Here is a 16351-nt window from a genome sequence, read left to right on the forward strand (position 1 = left end):
CAAATGGAAGCTCAACAGCACGGCGATCAGCTAAAGCGCGGGCTTAAAAACCGCCATATTCAGCTCATCGCACTGGGCGGTGCGATTGGTACCGGCCTGTTTCTGGGCAGCGCATCCGTTATCCAGTCTGCCGGTCCGGGCATTATTTTGGGTTACGCGATTGCGGGTTTCATTGCTTTTCTGATCATGCGCCAGCTGGGCGAAATGGTCGTGGAAGAGCCGGTCGCAGGCTCCTTCAGCCACTTTGCCTATAAGTACTGGGGCAGCTTTGCCGGTTTCGCCTCGGGCTGGAACTACTGGGTGCTGTACGTTCTGGTTGCCATGGCCGAACTGACCGCCGTCGGGAAATACATTCAGTTCTGGTATCCCGAAATCCCAACCTGGGCTTCTGCTGCAGCCTTCTTCGTCATTATCAACGCCATTAACCTGACCAACGTTAAAGTGTTCGGGGAGATGGAGTTCTGGTTTGCCATCATCAAGGTCATTGCCGTGGTGGCGATGATTATCTTCGGCGGCTGGCTGCTGTTCAGCGGCAACGGCGGCCCGCAGGCCACGGTGCGCAACCTCTGGGAACAGGGTGGCTTCCTGCCTCACGGCATGACCGGCCTGGTGATGATGATGGCGATCATTATGTTCTCCTTCGGCGGCCTGGAGCTGGTGGGCATCACCGCTGCTGAAGCCGACAATCCGGAGCAGAGCATCCCGAAAGCCACAAATCAGGTTATCTACCGCATCCTGATCTTCTATGTGGGCTCACTGGCGGTGCTGCTCTCCCTGCTGCCGTGGACGCGCGTGACTGCTGACACCAGCCCGTTTGTGCTGATCTTCCACGAGCTGGGCGATACCTTTGTCGCCAACGCGCTGAACATCGTGGTGCTGACCGCAGCGCTCTCCGTTTACAACAGCTGCGTATACTGCAACAGCCGCATGCTGTTCGGCCTCGCCCAGCAGGGTAACGCGCCGAAGATGCTGCTTAACGTTGATAAACGCGGCGTGCCGGTGAATACCATCATTGTTTCCGCCATCGTGACCGCCCTATGCGTGCTCATTAACTACATGGCACCGGAATCGGCGTTTGGCCTGCTGATGGCGCTGGTGGTCTCTGCGCTGGTCATCAACTGGGCGATGATCAGCCTGGCGCACATGAAGTTCCGCCGCGCGAAGCAGCAGCAGGGCGTCACCACGCGCTTCCCTGCCCTGCTCTATCCGCTGGGTAACTGGATCTGCCTGCTGTTCATGGCGGCCGTGCTGGTGATCATGCTGATCACCCCAGGTATGGTGATTTCCGTCTACCTGATCCCGGTCTGGATTGCAGTACTCGGCGTTGGCTATCTCTTCAGTCAGAAAAGCCGTAATGCCATGAAGGCGCACTAAGCCTCTCCGCGGTACCTGCTTTTGCGGGTGCCGCGCGTTGTTACCTCCCTCACACTTTCACGCCCACAGCGCATTTATCCATATCACCGCCCTGATACTGCAACGCATATATCCCTTCGCCAGCAAATAATTCTCTCCATACCGTAACCCGGAGAGCAGTCTATGGATAACGCAAAGCTGTCAGTAAAAGAAAAGATCGGCTATGGGATGGGCGACGCCGGATGTAACATCATCTTCGGCGCCATCATGCTGTTTGTTAACTATTTTTATACGGATATTTTTGGACTGGCCCCTGCGCTGGTCGGCGTGCTGCTGCTGTCCGTCCGCGTGATTGACGCCGTAACGGACCCGATCATGGGCGCGATTGCCGACCGCACCCGCAGTAAATATGGCCGGTTTCGTCCATGGCTGCTTTGGATCGCTTTCCCGTACGCGCTGTTCAGCATCCTGATGTTCACCACCCCGGAGTGGAGCTATAACAGCAAAGTTATCTATGCCTTTGTCACCTACTTCCTGCTGTCGCTAACCTACACCGCCATCAACATCCCCTACTGCTCGCTGGGCGGGGTGATCACTAACGATCCTAAAGAGCGCGTCGCCTGCCAGTCGTATCGCTTCGTGCTGGTCGGCATCGCCACGCTGCTGCTCTCATTAACGCTGCTGCCCATGGCAGACTGGTTTGGCGGGGACAACAAAGCCAAAGGCTACCAGATGGCCATGACCGTGCTGGCGCTGATTGGCACCTGCATGTTCCTGTTCTGCTTCGCCACCGTGCGCGAGCGCGTGCGCCCGGCAGTCCAGACCAATGACCAGTTGAAAAACGACCTGAAAGACGTGTGGAAGAACGACCAGTGGGTGCGCATTCTGCTCCTGACGCTCTGCAACGTCTGCCCGGGCTTTATCCGCATGGCGGCCACCATGTATTACGTCACCTGGGTGATGGGCCAGAGCACCCACTTCGCCACGCTGTTTATCAGCCTGGGCGTTGTCGGCATGATGCTCGGCAGCGTGCTGGCAAAATTGCTGACCGACCGCTGGTGCAAGCTGAAGGTCTTCTTCTGGACCAACATCGTGCTGGCGATTTTCTCCTGCGCCTTTTATTTCTTCGACCCGAAAGCGACCGTCACCATCGTGGTGCTCTACGTCCTGCTGAACATCCTGCACCAGATCCCGTCTCCGCTGCACTGGTCGCTGATGGCCGACGTGGACGACTACGGCGAGTGGAAAACCGGGAAGCGCATCACCGGCATCAGCTTCTCGGGCAACATCTTCTTCCTGAAGCTGGGGCTGGCGATTGCCGGGGCGATGGTCGGTTTTCTGCTCTCCTGGTACGGCTACGACGCGGGGGCGAAAGCGCAAAGCGCAGACGCCATCAACGGGATTGTGCTGCTGTTTACCGTTATCCCGGGGGTGGGTTATTTGATTACCGCGGGCGTGGTGCGCCTGCTGAAGGTGGATCGTGAAACCATGAAGCAGATCCAGCTCGATCTGGAAAAACGCCGCAACAACTACCACGAGCTGAACGATTATCAGGAACTGAAAGCCGCTGAGACTAAATAAGGAAAGCCGAATGCAAACCTGGCCAAACCCGTTTATTGAACAACGCGCCGACCCGTATATCCTGCGCCACGATGGGCAATATTACTTTATCGCCTCCGTGCCGCAGTACGACAGGCTGGCGATCCGCCGTGCAGACTCACTGGAAGGCTTACGTCATGCCGCAGAGGTGGTGGTCTGGCGTAAACCCGACGCCGGACCAATGAGCCAGCTGATTTGGGCACCGGAACTGCACCACATTGACGGAAAGTGGTACATCTATTTTGCCGCGACGCACACCCAGGCGCTCGACGGGCTCGGGATGTTCCAGCACCGCATGTTTGCCATTGAATGTACCGACGACGATCCGCTCACCGGCAGGTGGGTAGAAAAAGGCCAGATCGAAACCCCGTTCGACACCTTCGCCCTGGACGCCACCACCTTTGTGCATCAGGGAAAACGCTGGTATCTGTGGGCGCAAAAAGCGCCGGACATCTCCGGGAACTCCAACCTTTATCTGTGTGAAATGGCGAACCCGTGGACGCTGAAAGGCGAGCCGGTGATGCTCAGCAAGCCGGAGTATGACTGGGAGTGTCGCGGGTTTTGGGTCAACGAAGGCCCGGCGGTGCTGTTCCATGGCAACAAACTGTTTATCAGCTATTCCGCCAGCGCCACCGACGAGAACTACTGCATGGGGCTGCTGTGGATAGACCTGAATGCCGATCCGCAAAACCCATTGAACTGGCACAAATCCCCGCGCCCCGTATTCGCCACCAGCTACGAAAATCGCCAGTACGGCCCGGGACACAACAGCTTTACGCAAACGCCGGAAGGGGAAGATGTGCTGGTGTATCACGCGCGGAACTACACCGAAATTGAGGGCGACCCGCTGTACGATCCGAACCGCCACACCCGGCTGAAGCTTGTCCGCTGGGACGAAAACGGGATGCCTGATTTCGGCATCCCGCCTGCGGACACGCTTTAATCGTTACGCCGCGCTGGCTTACACCAGCGTGCCGTAGATCGTCAGCAGCGCCACGATAACCACGACCACAAACGACGTTTTCTTCGCCATGGAGACAGCGGCTTTCGGCGTTTCAATCTTGTCGGTATGCGGCTCGCGCGCCAGCGAGAACTGCGCCAGACGCGTTAACACCTGATACTGCGACGTATGGCGGTCGGCAAGCGAGGCGAACCACGCGGGCAGCGCTTTTTCACCGTGGCCAATTAACGCGTACACCACGCCCACCAGACGCACCGGAAGCCAGTCAACCACGTGCAGGATGGCATCAATGCCGGACAGCAAACGCTCGTGCGGCGTCAGATAGCGAGCAAGCCAGGTCTGCCAGGCGCGCAGGAACGCATACCCCATCAGCAAGACCGGTCCCCATGGACCGCCCACCACAAACCAGAACAGCGGCGCCAGGTAGTAACGGAAGTTAATCCACAGCAGCGCGTTCTGCAGTTCGCGCAGGAACTCGCGCTCGTCGCAGTCCGGCGGCACGCCGTGGATCATCGTCAGCTCGCTCGCCATGGCATTGCGCGCATGGGCATCGTCACGGGAGGCGGCTTTCAGGTACGCGTGATAGTGCAAACGCACCTTGCCCGCACCAATGCACAGCACGCCGAGCAGGATCCACACCACCAGCAGCGGCACGTTGAAAAAGAGTCCATACAGCGCGCGCAGCAGCAGGAACGTAATCACCATCACGCCCGCCATCATCAGCAGCGTGCGCAGCATGGAAAAGTGCTTAATACGGCGGAATAACACCTCCAGCCGGTGATCCAGATGCCAGTGCTCACCGAGCTTGAACAGGCGTTCAGCGATGATAACCAGCAGCATGGTAAACAACGTCATGGTATCTCCTTATTCTGACGACGCGGTGAGCATGGCGCGGAACCGCGGCCAGTCAAATGCCGGGCCGGGATCGGTTTTTCTCGCCGGAGCGATATCGCTGTGCCCGGTAATATTGTCGGCGATGGCCGGGTAAAGTCCGATAAGCGTGCGGGTCAGAGCCGCTAGCTGTTGATACTGTGAATCGGTGTAGGGCGTGGTATCCGTGCCTTCCAGTTCGATCCCGATAGAAAAATCGTTGCACCGTTCGCGCCCGTGATACATCGACACCCCGGCATGCCAGGCGCGCTTATCAAAGGGAACATACTGAACCACTTCACCATCGCGACGAATCAGGCAATGAGCCGACACGCGCAGATGCGCAATCTCAGCAAAGAAAGGATGGGCATCGGGATCTATCGTTCCCGTGAATAACGCATCGATCCACGGGCCGCCGAATTCCCCCGGCGGGAGACTAATATTATGAACCACCAGCAATGTGGGCTTTTCATCCTCCGGGCGGCAGTCGTGGTGCGGCGAAGGCACATGCCGCGCATCCACCAGCCATCCGTTTTCTAACAACATGCTGGAACTCCTTATGTATGGTGCTGTTACTCGGTTCAGAGTAGCATGTTTCAATATTTTGATTCGTTACCAATTTGGAGTTTTATCATGCCGCCTCGCCGCTACAACCCCGACCACCGACGTGAAGCGCTTCTGGAACGTATTAATATGGATATTCCGGCAAGCGTTGCCCATGCTTTGAAAGAAGATCTGGGCGGTGACGTCAATGCCGATAAAGATATTACCGCACAATTGTTGCCGAAAGAGACGCGCTCCCACGCGGTCATTATCACCCGTGAAGAGGGTGTGTTTTGCGGCAAGCGCTGGGTTGAAGAGGTCTTTACCCAGCTGGCGGGCGATGATGTGCAGGTAACATGGCACGTGGAGGACGGCGATAGCGTCACGCCAAACCAGCCGCTGTTCGAGCTGGACGGCCCTTCCCGCGTCTTGCTGACCGGCGAACGTACCGCGCTTAATTTTGTACAAACGCTCTCTGGCGTCGCCAGCGAAGTGCGTCGTTACGTTGACCTGCTGGCCGGCACCCGAACCCAGCTGCTGGATACCCGCAAAACGCTGCCGGGCCTGCGCACGGCGCTGAAGTACGCGGTGCTCTGCGGCGGCGGCGCAAACCATCGTCTGGGCCTGTCCGACGCTTTTCTGATTAAAGAGAACCACATTATTGCATCGGGTTCCGTACGTCAGGCGGTGGAGAAGGCCTTCTGGCTGCATCCGGATGTGCCGGTTGAAGTAGAAGTGGAAAACCTGGACGAGCTGGAGCAGGCGATTAAGGCCGGGGCCGATATCATCATGCTCGATAACTTCGAAACCGAGCAGATGCGTGAAGCGGTAAAACTGACCAATGGCCGGGCCCAGCTCGAAGTCTCCGGAAACGTCACCTTCGAAACGATCCGTGAATTCGCCGAAACCGGCGTGGATTACATCTCCGTCGGCGCGCTGACCAAGCACGTTCGCGCCCTCGACCTCTCGATGCGTTTTAAATAGTGATTCCTCCCCTCTCCGCCTGGAGAGGGGAATTTCAGCCCCGCTCGCAAATCCGCTGTTCTTCCCTGCAACACCGCATTAATTCTCTGAACGCGCTTTCCCGTTCCCTTTTTTGCCCCTCGTTTCTGCCCTTTTGCGCTGACAGAGTAGCGCCACTTAACGTAAGGAGCAGATATGAACAGACAACACGGATTCACTCTTATTGAGCTGATGGTGGTCATCGGCATTATTGCGATTCTGAGCGCCATCGGCATACCTGCCTATCAGAACTACCTGCGCAAAGCGGCGCTGACCGATATGCTGCAAACCTTCGTTCCCTACCGCACCGCCATTGAACTTTGCGCGCTGGATCACGGTGGTGTGGAGAGCTGCGATGCCAACAGCAACGGCGTCCCTTCCCCCACCACGACACGCTACGTTTCCGGAATGAGCGTAGCGAAAGGGATCGTGACCTTAACAGGACAGGAAAGTCTTAACGGGCTGGAAGTGGTCATGACGCCGCAGTGGAACAACGGCAACGGGATGACGGGCTGGACGCGCGTCTGCAACATCAGTGCTGATAGCGCTCTGAAGCAGGCCTGCGAAGACGTTTTCCGCTTCAGCAATAACTGAGGAGCGGATAATGAATACCGATCAACTCGTGGCGCTTTGTCTTCGCCATCACGCACTGCTGTTATCCAGCGACAGTGAGAGGATCAACATTGCCGTCGTGGGAAAGCCCGCGACCGAACTCATGGAGGCGCTGCGTTTCGCGACCCAGAAACGGATTGATATTGAGTGCTGGAGCGCGCAGCGCATGGAAAAACACCGGCAGCTAACGTCTCAATCGCATCTGCCCGGCGTTTCGCAAACACACTCTACGGTAGATGTCCTTAACCACACGCTGCAGCAGGCAATCAACCAGCGCGCCTCTGATATTCATATCGAACCGATGGAGCACGCGTGCCAGATTCGTTTACGTATCGACGGCGTACTTTGTCCGCAGCCTCCGCTTGCCGCTGAACTGGCTAACCTGTTAAGCGCACGTTTAAAAGTGCTGGGTAACCTGGATATTGCAGAACGCCGGCTGCCTCAGGACGGCCAGTTTACGATTGAACTGGTCAATGAGCCGGTCTCGTTTCGGATCGCGACGCTTCCCTGCAGCGGCGGCGAAAAAATTGTGCTGCGCCTCCTGCATCAGGTTCCGCAGGCCCTTGAGCCAAAAGCGCTTGGCATGAATGCTGAACAGTTGGCCTGTTTTAATGCGGTTCTCCACCAGCCGCAGGGGCTGATTCTGGTCACCGGCCCTACCGGCAGCGGCAAAACCGTGACGCTGTACAGCGCGCTGCAGTCGCGTAACACCCCTGACGTCAACATCTGCAGCGTGGAAGATCCTATTGAGATCCCCCTTGCCGGATTAAACCAGACGCAGATTAATCCCCGGGCGGGTTTAACCTTCCAGAACGTGCTGCGCGCACTGCTACGTCAGGATCCCGACATCATTATGGTCGGCGAAATCCGTGACGGAGAAACGGCGGGGATTGCCATTAATGCTGCCCAGACCGGGCATCTGGTGCTGTCGACCCTGCACACCAACTCGACGACGGAAACGCTCATTCGCCTGGAGCAGATGGGCGTCGCGCGCTGGATGATTTCTTCCGCGCTGACGATGGTGATTGCCCAGCGACTGGTCCGGCGTTTGTGCCCACATTGTCGCCGGGAAACCCGCGATCAGGCTCAACTACCTCGCTCAGTATGGCCCAGGCCGCTTCCACGCTGGCAGCCCACCGGCTGCGATCGCTGTTATCACGGCTTTTATGGCCGCGTGGCCATTTTTGAAGTACTCGCCATCGACAATGCCCTCCGGCAGGCCATTGCCAGCGGGGCGGGAACTGACGTCATAGAGGCGAGCGCCCGGCAGGCGGGGATGGTTTCTCTTTTTGAACACGGCTGCAGGGCCGTCGAACAAGGGCTAACCACGATTGAAGAGTTGCTGCGCGTCCTGGGAATGCCCAATGGCGGCTAATCAGCTCTGGCGCTGGCGTGCGCTCACCAAAGATGGAGAACCCCGAAGCGGGACACTCTGGGCCACAGACCGCAATGCGGCCTTCACCCGGCTGATGCGTAACGACCTCCATCCTTTGACGCTGACCCGATGCGCGCAGCGACAGCGATGGCGGCCACACCACTGCGGCGAGATGTTTCATCAGCTCGCCTCGCTGCTGCAGGCTGGGCTGACGCTGTCCCACAGCCTGCAAATGCTGGCAGAGCAACATCCGTTAAAACCGTGGCAGGCGCTGCTGCAAAGCATTGCCGATGAGCTCAGTGAAGGATGCCCGTTTTCTGAGTCGCTAAAAAAGTGGCCAGCCGTTTTTAGCCCGCTGCATGTCTCGATGGTGAAAACCGGAGAGCTGACGGGGAAGCTGGAGGTGTGCTGTCGTCAGCTCGCGCAGCAACAAAAATCACAGCAGCAGCTCAGTGCGAAAGTGAAAAAGGCGCTGCGCTACCCGGCGTTCGTCCTGACGCTGGCTGTGCTCGTCGTGCTGGCGATGGTTACTCTGGTCCTGCCCGAGTTTGCCGCGATCTACAAAACGTTTAATACCCCGCTTCCCGTGCTGACACAGATGGTTATGGGGATGGCCGCCTTTATGCAGTCATATGCCCTTGCGTTGTTCGTCCTGCTATTAGCCCCTTTAGCCGTCGCCTGGGCTCTGCGGCAGAATCCTCGCTGGCAGTGCATCCTGCTGCATACGCCCGTGATGGGCACACTGGCAAAAGGTCAAAAGCTGGGACACGTCTTTACCGTGCTGTCACTCACGCAACAGGCGGGTATCCCCTTTTTACAGGGCCTGGAGAGTGCCGAGGAGACCGTTGAAAGTCAGTACTGGCAGGGAATGCTGCGCGGCGTGCGGGAGGACATTGAAAAAGGCCTTCCCGTCTGGTCATCCTTTCAAAGAGCGGCAATCTTTACCCCGCTGTGTGTTCAGCTTTTACGAATCGGTGAAATGTCAGGTGCGCTGGATATCATGCTGGCAAACCTTGCCCGCCATCATACGGAACAGACCTTTCAACGTGCAGAGAATCTGGCGGCGCTTCTGGAGCCAGTGCTTCTGATAGTGACGGGGGTCATTATCGGTACGCTGGTGGTGGCAATGTACCTGCCGATATTCCACCTGGGAGATGCAATGAGCGCGGGATAGTACAACAGGGCTGGCGCACGGGCATGCGCCAGCGATAGCCATTACAGGCTGTTGAATACGCGGTTTTCTTGTTCCTGAACGCGAATAAACGTCGTACGCTTTGTCAGCTCTTTCAGGCGGGAGGCGCCAACGTAGGTGCAGGCAGAGCGCAGGCCGCCGAGGATATCGCGTGCGGTGTTTTCAACCGGGCCGCGCAGAGGCAGCTTGACGGTTTTACCTTCTGCCGCACGGTATTTTGCCACGCCGCCGACGTGACGGGTCATCGCAGACTCAGAGCTCATACCGTAGAACAGCATAAATTTCTCGCCGTTCTCTTCTACTACGGTACCGCCGCTCTCTTCATGGCCTGCCAGCATACCGCCGAGCATCACGAAGTCCGCGCCGCCGCCGAAGGCCTTTGCGACATCACCCGGCATGGTGCAACCACCGTCGCTGATGATCTGGCCGCCCAGCCCGTGCGCCGCATCGGCACATTCAATGACGGCAGAGAGCTGCGGATAACCGACGCCGGTTTTGACGCGCGTGGTGCATACGGAGCCCGGGCCGATGCCCACTTTCACGATATCGGCACCGGAGAGGATCAGCTCTTCACACATTTCACCGGTCACCACGTTGCCCGCGATGATGGTTTTCGTCGGCCAGGCCTCACGCGCCTTGCTGACGAACTGTACGAAGTGCTCGGAGTAACCGTTCGCCACATCAATACAAACGAAGTTCAGCGCCGGGTTAGCCTTCAGAATCTGTTTGGTCTTCTCGAAATCCGCATCGGAGGTACCGGTGGAGACCATCACGTGCTTCACCACATCAGCAGAGGCGGACGCCACAAACGCATCCCACTCTTCAGGGCTGTAATGTTTGTGCACGGCGGTGAGGATGTCGAACTGTGCCAGCGCGGTTGCCATCTCAAAGGTTCCCACAGTATCCATGTTGGCAGCGATGATCGGCACGCCAGACCAAGTCTGACCGGAATGCTTAAAGGTGAATTGACGTTCGAGTTCAACGTCTGAGCGACTTTTCAGTGTAGAGCGTTTAGGGCGGATAAGAACGTCTTTGAAACCTAACTTCAGATCTTCTTCGATACGCATGTGCGGATTCCTGGGGTTAGAGGCAAATATGTTAAAAGCACAACTCCAGTGACGCTATCATACGCACTAATACCTGCTCCGCAAGACTGCGAAATTCTCTTTTTTTACGCTACAATCCTATAAATTTACCTGGTAAAAAGCCGGTAAACAGGGCTAAACAGTTGCTGGCGCACCTGAGAGTTTTAATCAACTGATTTTAATAATGAATAATTCCCAGGATTTGATTTAATGGGGTATATCGTTGCATTAACCGGTGGCATCGGTAGTGGCAAAAGTACCGTTGCAGACGCGTTTTCTCGTTTGGGTATCACGATTATCGATGCCGATATTATTGCCCGCCAGGTGGTAGAGCCCAATACACCCGCGCTTAAGGCCATCGCAGAACATTTTGGCCAGGCAATCATCAATGCCGATGGCACGCTAAATCGCCGTCAGCTTCGCGAATGCATTTTTTCCGATTCAGCGGAAAAAGCCTGGCTTAATGCCCTGCTCCATCCCATTATCCACCAGGAAACACAGCGTCAGATAGCCGAAGCCCGCTCGCCCTATGTCTTGTGGGTGGTTCCGCTGCTGGTGGAAAATCAGCTGCATCAGAAAGCCGATCGGGTACTGGTGATTGATGTCGCACCCGAGACGCAAATCCAGAGAACCATGATGCGAGACCATGTCTCGCGCGAGCATGCTGAACATATTCTCGCCGCTCAGGCCACGCGCGCTCAGCGCCTTGCCGTAGCGGATGATGTTATTGATAATAACGGCGCACCAGATGCTATTGCATCGGATGTTGCCCGTCTGCACGCGCAGTATCTGACGTTAGCCGGGCAGGCCGTTGCACAGGAAAAACCATAATGTCGACTCACATCCTTTTTGAGCATCCGCTCAACGAAAAAATGCGTACCTGGCTACGCATCGAATTCCTCATTCAGCAGCTTTCACAACATCTGCCGGTTAACGATCACGCTACGGCGTTGCACTTCTTCCGCAATGTAGGCGATCTGCTGGATGTGATTGAACGCGGCGATGTCCGCACAGAATTGCTTAAAGAGCTGGAGCGCCAGCAGCGTAAATTGCAGGCATGGGCTGAGGTTCCGGGGGTGGACGTAAGCCGTATCGATTCCCTTCGTCAGCAGCTTAAAACCAGCAGCAGCATCCTGATGGCCGCACCGCGCGTCGGGCAGTTTTTGCGTGAGGACCGCCTGATTGGCCTGGTGCGCCAGCGCCTGAGCATCCCTGGCGGTTGCTGCAGCTTCGACCTGCCGACGCTACATATGTGGCTCCATATGCCACAAGCCCAGCGTGACGCGCAGGTGAACAGCTGGCTGGCAAGCCTGGAGCCGATGCACCAGACGCTGTCGCTGATCCTCGATCTGATCCGTAACTCGGCGCCGTTCCGCAAGCAAACCAGCCTGAACGGTTTCTACCAGGACAACGGTGATGATGCCGATCTTCTGCGCCTGAATTTATCGCTTGGCGAACAGCTTTATCCGCAAATTTCCGGGCATAAGAGCCGCTTTGCGATTCGCTTTATGCCGCTGGACAGCGAAAATGGCACCGTGCCGGAACGCCTCGATTTTGAACTGGCCTGTTGTTAAGGAGTGCCGATGTCTGATGTCATCACCGTAAACTGCCCGACCTGTGGCAAAACCGTTGTCTGGGGCGAAGTGAGTCCGTTCCGCCCATTCTGCTGCAAACGCTGCCAGCTTATTGACCTGGGCGAATGGGCGGCGGAAGAGAAACGCATTCCGAGTAAAGGCGATCTTTCGGACAGCGATGACTGGAGTGAAAGCCAGCAGTAATCCGTAGAGCCTGCTGGCGTGTCGCTTAGCAGGCCTTCGGTTGTTCGACTAACCGCAGGATCACAGGCTCATTAGCTGGCGGGAATTTTTCGGCATCACTTGCCTGAAGCTCCACCCAGTTACCCGGCTGCCCCTCTTTCCCCCAGGGTTCACCTTCCCAGTTTTCCACCAGCCAGAACCACAGCGTGATGTGTCTGTCCGGGAACTGGTACTCAAGCTTATCAAACAGCGTTGCGCCAAGCGGGGTGATCCCCACCTCCTCCTGAAGCTCGCGAACCAGCGCCGCTTCCGGGGTTTCACCGGCCTCAATTTTTCCGCCAGGAAACTCCCATTTGTTCGCCATATGGGCGTCGGCAGCACGCTGGGTGATAAAGATTTGGTTTTGCGGGTTGCGAATAATCCCGACGGCAATTTGCAGTATTTTCATATTGTCACTTCCATAAAAAAGGCGCAGATTTCTGCGCCTTTTTGTTTTTTTATGAACTTAGCTCAGACGGCCGTGGCACGCCTTGTACTTTTTACCAGAACCGCACGGGCATGGATCGTTACGACCCACTTTACGATCGCCGGTTTGCGCGGCGATCGCCGCTGCGGCTTCGCTGTCGTCGGTCTGATGGCTCAGCTGTTGCATTTGTGCCAGACGCTCGGCTTCTTCACGACGCTGCTGTTCCATCGCTTCCACCTCTTCCGGCATACGCACCTGAACCTTGCTCAGGGTGCTGATGACTTCATACTTCAGCGACTCAAGCATAGAGGCAAACATGGAGAAGGACTCACGCTTGTATTCCTGCTTCGGATCTTTCTGCGCATAGCCACGCAGGTGGATACCCTGACGCAGGTAGTCCATCGCCGCCAGGTGCTCTTTCCACAGGGAGTCCAGCGTCTGCAGCATCACGCCTTTTTCGAAGTGACGCATCATTTCAGCGCCAACCACTTCTTCCTTGCGCTTGTAGACGTCCAGCGCGGTTTCGTAGATACGCTCGCGCAGGGTCTCTTCGTGCAGCTCAGGCTCTTTATCCAGCCACTCTTTGATAGGCAGATCGAGGTCAAAGTCGTTTTTCAGGCGTTCCTGCAGGCCTTCGATGTCCCACATCTCTTCCAGAGACTGCGGCGGAATGTGCGCATCAATCGTGGCTTTAAACACATCTTCGCGAATGCTGTTGATGGTTTCGCTCACGTCGGACACGTCCAGCAGTTCGTTACGCTGGGTGTAGATCGCACGACGCTGGTCGTTAGCCACGTCATCGTATTCCAGCAGCTGCTTACGAATATCGAAGTTGCGGCTTTCCACTTTACGCTGTGCGTTCGCGATCGCTTTGGTGACCCACGGGTGCTCAATAGCTTCGCCCGGCTTCATGCCCAGCTTGCGCATCATGCCGGACACGCGGTCGGAGGCGAAAATACGCATCAGCGCATCTTCCATCGACAGATAGAAGCGGGAAGAACCGGCATCACCCTGACGACCCGCACGACCACGCAGCTGGTTATCGATACGACGCGATTCGTGACGCTCGGTACCGATAATGTGCAGACCGCCGGATGCCAGCACCGCGTCATGACGCACCTGCCAGTCGGCCTTGATCTGCGCAATCTGTTCAGGCGTTGGGTTTTCCAGCTCAGCCACTTCGGCCTGCCAGCTACCGCCCAGCATAATGTCGGTACCACGACCCGCCATGTTGGTGGCGATGGTTACCGCAGCCGGATAACCTGCCTGCGCAACAATATCCGCTTCTTTGGCGTGGAATTTGGCGTTCAGTACGTTGTGCTTGATGCCCGCTTTCGTCAGCTCGTGAGAAACCACTTCGGATTTTTCAATGGAGATGGTCCCCACCAGAACCGGCTGGCCTTTAGCAGTACGCTCGCGAATGTCTTCGATGATCGCCTGAATTTTTTCCGCTTCGGTCATGTACACCAGGTCCGGCATATCCTTACGGATCATCGGACGGTTGGTTGGAACGACCACGGTATCCAGCTTGTAGATAGAGCTGAATTCAAACGCTTCGGTATCGGCTGTACCGGTCATGCCCGCCAGCTTCTCGTACAGACGGAAGTAGTTCTGGAAGGTGATAGACGCCAGCGTCTGGTTTTCGTTTTGAATATCCACGCCTTCTTTGGCTTCTACAGCCTGGTGCAGACCGTCTGACCAGCGACGTCCCTGCATGGTACGACCGGTGTGCTCATCGACAATGATCACTTCGCCGTCTTTTACGATGTAGTCGACGTCGCGGGTGAACAGCGCGTGGGCACGCAGCGCGGCGGTCACATGGTGCATCAGCATGATGTTGCTTGGGGAGTACAGAGACTCGCCCTCTTCCATAATGCCTTCAGCCACCAGCAGCTCTTCGATTTTCACCAGACCACGCTCGGTCAGGTTCACCTGGCGCGCTTTTTCATCCACGGAGAAGTGACCTTCACCCTGGAAGGTATCCGAGTCTTCTTTCTCCTGGCGCAGCAGGTGTGGAATGATTTTGTCGACCTTACGGTACATCTCGGAGCTGTCTTCAGCCGGGCCGGAGATGATAAGCGGAGTACGCGCTTCATCGATCAGGATGGAGTCCACCTCATCCACCAGCGCGTAGTGCAGCTTACGCTGGACGCGCTCTTCAGGGCTGAACGCCATGTTGTCACGCAGGTAGTCGAAGCCGTATTCGTTGTTGGTACCGTAGGTAATGTCCGCGTTATACGCTTCACGCTTGGCTGGTGCAGGCAGGCCAGACATGTTGATGCCGACGGTCATGCCGAGGAATTCGAACAGTGGACGGTTGTTTTCGGCGTCACGCTGCGCCAGATAGTCGTTGACGGTAACGACGTGAACGCCTTTACCGGTCAACGCATTCAGGTAAGCCGGCAGCGTTGCGGTCAGGGTTTTACCTTCACCGGTACGCATTTCCGCGATGCAGCGTTCGTTAAGCACCATCCCGCCCAGCAGCTGAACGTCGAAGTGACGCATGCCGAACACGCGCTTACTTGCTTCACGCACGACAGCAAATGCTTCCGGGATCAGGCTTTCTAAGGTTTCACCTTTTTCCAGACGCGCACGGAATTCCGCCGTTTTCGCTTTCAGCTCATCATCAGAGAGCTTCTCCATCGCCGGTTCCATACCGTTGATGACGGCAACAGCTTTGCGCATACGGCGCAGGGTACGATCGTTACGACTACCAAAAACTTTAGTTAATAATTTGATTAGCATAATAAATTCTCAAACGCCCCATCATGGGCAGATAAATTAAGGTATTGAAAAAGTTAATTTAGCTGAGGCGTTGAGGCCCGGCGCGAATGCCGTGAACCTGGCTAATCCAGGTTGAAACAGAGAATGAAACAGGAGGAACGAGCGCGCGTTGCGCCGTCTGGCGAACCATAACCGGCGGCTGGCTGTCCTGCGTGAGCAGCGCGTTGAGCGTGTCCAGCAGGGCAAGATGCTGCACCTGCACCGGCAGCGCCTCTTCCGCAACAGGCATTGCCTGCGGCGCCATCGCGAAGGAGAGATGGCGGATAACCGTGCGGATAGCGTGCTGGTGCCAGTAATCAACGGAGAAATTCGGGCGGCGACTGGCTTCAAGCCAGGCGAGATTTGTAAAGTTAACCCGCGTATTGAGATCGTGTTTGCTGGTAGAGGTCTTCGTCGGCGTCGCCGCTTCGGCACTGTTGCTGAGCACAGGCAAGCCGAAACTCGCCGCGACCATCCCTAATAAGAGATGCGGCCAGAAGTAACGTCTGCCAAATTGTCGCCAGCGCGTCAGTATTCCGCTCACTTGCTCCACCACATAAGCCAGCCTGTTACAGGCTATCTTCAGTTATTTTTTTAAGCGCCCAGATATTACCACTAAAGCCAATACACATCAGCAGGAATGAGGCGCCGCCGCGGGGAAAAACGGTCAAGAATGCAGCTAACGCACACACTTTCTACGCAGGACAGACTAGAAATAACGCTGGGACAAACAAAGAAGGGTAAAAATAAAAACGACTGGTCTTCCTGGCCGG

The 16351-nt window shown here is 56.5% G+C and carries 16 protein-coding genes; 10 read left to right on the forward strand and 6 right to left on the reverse strand.

All coding sequences use genetic code 11. The features are described 5' to 3' along the window. Positions 1-3 precede the first annotated feature (3 nt). The 3 genes from aroP to FHC48_RS08800 all read left to right on the forward strand — a co-directional run bounded on the left by aroP (position 4) and on the right by FHC48_RS08800 (position 3895). The gene (gene aroP / locus FHC48_RS08790) at positions 4-1374 is read left to right on the forward strand and encodes an aromatic amino acid transporter AroP (RefSeq protein ID WP_220420522.1); all 1371 of its coding nucleotides are present in this window, start codon (positions 4-6) and stop codon (positions 1372-1374) included. A gap of 162 nt (positions 1375-1536) precedes the next feature. Further along, on the forward strand, positions 1537-2934 hold the full coding sequence (locus FHC48_RS08795; RefSeq protein WP_032654676.1) for a glycoside-pentoside-hexuronide (GPH):cation symporter: 1398 nt from the start codon (positions 1537-1539) through the stop codon (positions 2932-2934). A gap of 10 nt (positions 2935-2944) precedes the next feature. Then, positions 2945-3895, forward strand: a complete 951-nt coding sequence (locus FHC48_RS08800; RefSeq protein WP_032654674.1) for a family 43 glycosylhydrolase — start codon at positions 2945-2947, stop codon at positions 3893-3895. Positions 3896-3913: 18 nt separating this feature from the next. Here FHC48_RS08800 and ampE read toward each other — a convergent pair whose 3' ends face one another. Continuing rightward, complete coding sequence (gene ampE, locus FHC48_RS08805) at positions 3914-4768, reverse strand: beta-lactamase regulator AmpE (RefSeq protein ID WP_008501964.1); 855 nt, start codon at positions 4766-4768, stop codon at positions 3914-3916. 9 nt (positions 4769-4777) lie between these two features. Continuing rightward, positions 4778-5329 carry a 1,6-anhydro-N-acetylmuramyl-L-alanine amidase AmpD gene (ampD, locus tag FHC48_RS08810; protein ID WP_021240513.1) on the reverse strand — a complete coding sequence of 184 codons (552 nt, stop codon included), beginning with the start codon at positions 5327-5329 and terminating at the stop codon, positions 4778-4780. Positions 5330-5416: 87 nt separating this feature from the next. Here ampD and nadC point away from each other — a divergent pair, with 87 nt between their 5' ends. The 4 genes from nadC (at position 5417) to hofC (ending at position 9489) form a co-directional block, all read left to right on the forward strand. Next, entirely contained in the window at positions 5417-6310 is an 894-nt protein-coding gene (gene nadC, locus FHC48_RS08815; protein ID WP_021240514.1) for a carboxylating nicotinate-nucleotide diphosphorylase, read from the forward strand. A gap of 174 nt (positions 6311-6484) precedes the next feature. Next, positions 6485-6922 carry a prepilin peptidase-dependent pilin gene (gene ppdD, locus FHC48_RS08820; RefSeq protein ID WP_059365088.1) on the forward strand — a complete coding sequence of 146 codons (438 nt, stop codon included), beginning with the start codon at positions 6485-6487 and terminating at the stop codon, positions 6920-6922. Positions 6923-6932: 10 nt separating this feature from the next. Further along, complete coding sequence (gspE, locus tag FHC48_RS08825; protein WP_059365089.1) at positions 6933-8315, forward strand: type II secretion system protein GspE; 1383 nt, start codon at positions 6933-6935, stop codon at positions 8313-8315. After that, on the forward strand, positions 8305-9489 hold the full coding sequence (gene hofC, locus FHC48_RS08830; RefSeq protein WP_059365090.1) for a protein transport protein HofC: 1185 nt from the start codon (positions 8305-8307) through the stop codon (positions 9487-9489). Before gspE ends, hofC begins: the two co-directional genes overlap by 11 nt. A gap of 41 nt (positions 9490-9530) precedes the next feature. Here hofC and FHC48_RS08835 read toward each other — a convergent pair whose 3' ends face one another. After that, positions 9531-10574, reverse strand: a complete 1044-nt coding sequence (locus FHC48_RS08835) for a GMP reductase (RefSeq protein WP_023293282.1) — start codon at positions 10572-10574, stop codon at positions 9531-9533. Between the two features lie 228 nt (positions 10575-10802). Between FHC48_RS08835 and coaE the strand changes: the two genes are divergently transcribed. Genes coaE through yacG form a run of 3 tightly spaced genes read left to right on the forward strand, consistent with a single transcriptional unit; the run spans position 10803 to position 12370 of the window. After that, complete coding sequence (coaE, locus tag FHC48_RS08840) at positions 10803-11423, forward strand: dephospho-CoA kinase (protein ID WP_008501971.1); 621 nt, start codon at positions 10803-10805, stop codon at positions 11421-11423. Then, the gene (gene zapD, locus FHC48_RS08845) at positions 11423-12166 is read left to right on the forward strand and encodes a cell division protein ZapD (protein WP_008501972.1); all 744 of its coding nucleotides are present in this window, start codon (positions 11423-11425) and stop codon (positions 12164-12166) included. The genes coaE and zapD overlap by 1 nt, the downstream gene beginning before the upstream one ends. 9 nt (positions 12167-12175) lie before the next feature. Beyond that, the gene (gene yacG, locus FHC48_RS08850) at positions 12176-12370 is read left to right on the forward strand and encodes a DNA gyrase inhibitor YacG (protein ID WP_220418796.1); all 195 of its coding nucleotides are present in this window, start codon (positions 12176-12178) and stop codon (positions 12368-12370) included. A gap of 25 nt (positions 12371-12395) precedes the next feature. Here yacG and mutT read toward each other — a convergent pair whose 3' ends face one another. The 3 genes from mutT to secM are packed head-to-tail and all read right to left on the reverse strand — an operon-like array spanning position 12396 to position 16122. After that, positions 12396-12797 (reverse strand): 8-oxo-dGTP diphosphatase MutT, encoded by a 402-nt coding sequence (mutT, locus tag FHC48_RS08855; protein ID WP_021240520.1) that lies wholly within the window; start codon positions 12795-12797, stop codon positions 12396-12398. A 57-nt stretch (positions 12798-12854) separates the two neighbouring features. Continuing rightward, the gene (gene secA / locus FHC48_RS08860; protein WP_021240521.1) at positions 12855-15560 is read right to left on the reverse strand and encodes a preprotein translocase subunit SecA; all 2706 of its coding nucleotides are present in this window, start codon (positions 15558-15560) and stop codon (positions 12855-12857) included. 58 nt (positions 15561-15618) lie between these two features. Beyond that, entirely contained in the window at positions 15619-16122 is a 504-nt protein-coding gene (gene secM / locus FHC48_RS08865; RefSeq protein ID WP_072253941.1) for a secA translation cis-regulator SecM, read from the reverse strand. Positions 16123-16351 lie beyond the last annotated feature (229 nt).

This window comes from Enterobacter sp. EC_50 (assembly GCF_019584525.1).
GTDB lineage: Bacteria > Pseudomonadota > Gammaproteobacteria > Enterobacterales > Enterobacteriaceae > Enterobacter > Enterobacter roggenkampii.